Annotated in this window: 1 pseudogene; it reads right to left on the minus strand. The window is 62.5% G+C overall.

Features of this window, described 5'->3' with window-relative positions:
* Positions 1–75: 75 nt before the first annotated feature.
* Positions 76–718 (minus strand): annotated as a pseudogene (locus tag IEY49_RS21245) (NPCBM/NEW2 domain-containing protein); the annotation flags it as partial.

The following is a 718-nucleotide window of genomic DNA, read 5'->3' on the forward strand; positions in this document are numbered from 1 at the left end:
GTGGGCCCCGGGAAGCCAGAGGCTCCCGGGGCACGGTCAGTTCACAGGTGTAGGTGTCAGTTCACCGCGCTGGGTTCAGCGGGCACCGATGGAGATGCCTGCGGCCGAGAGCTTGTCCTGCCAGCGGGCAAACTCGGCCTGCTCACTGCTCAGGGTCTGCGTGCCCAGCGAGGTGTTGTTCTGCACCAGCGTTCCGTTCGTCGTCCCGTTGGGGAACCACCAGTTGTTGTTCGACAGGCCCCCATCCGCCGCTACCTTGGTCCAGCCCGACACATTGTTCTGCATCACGTTGTTGGAGAACATCGTGCCGGTGTTGTACATGTCCCACACGTACAGCCCCACGTTCTGCGCCGCAATCCGCGTCCCATCCGGCGTGCGTCCACTCGAAATCACCCGGTTGTTCTCGATGCGGTTGCCCGTCCCCCCGATGATCCCCAGTCCATAGTTGGTCGTCGACACCACCTGATTGTTGTACGCATACTGGTAGCCGTTGTTCGAAGCCACCGACACCGTCCCGTCCCCCAGCAAAATCCCCCCACCCGAGTGTCCGTCCGTCAGTGGATTGTTCGGGTACGACCCCTGCAGGTAGTTGTCGTGAATCAGGATCGGCGCCCCGGGCCTGCCCGACGACGCATACATGTTGATCAGGTCCTCACCCGCGCTCTTGAACGCCTCGTTGATGTTCTGGTTCCACGCGATCTGGGCCGTCCCGATGCCG

It is taken from the genome of Deinococcus malanensis (assembly GCF_014647655.1).
Classification (GTDB): Bacteria; Deinococcota; Deinococci; order Deinococcales; family Deinococcaceae; genus Deinococcus; species Deinococcus malanensis.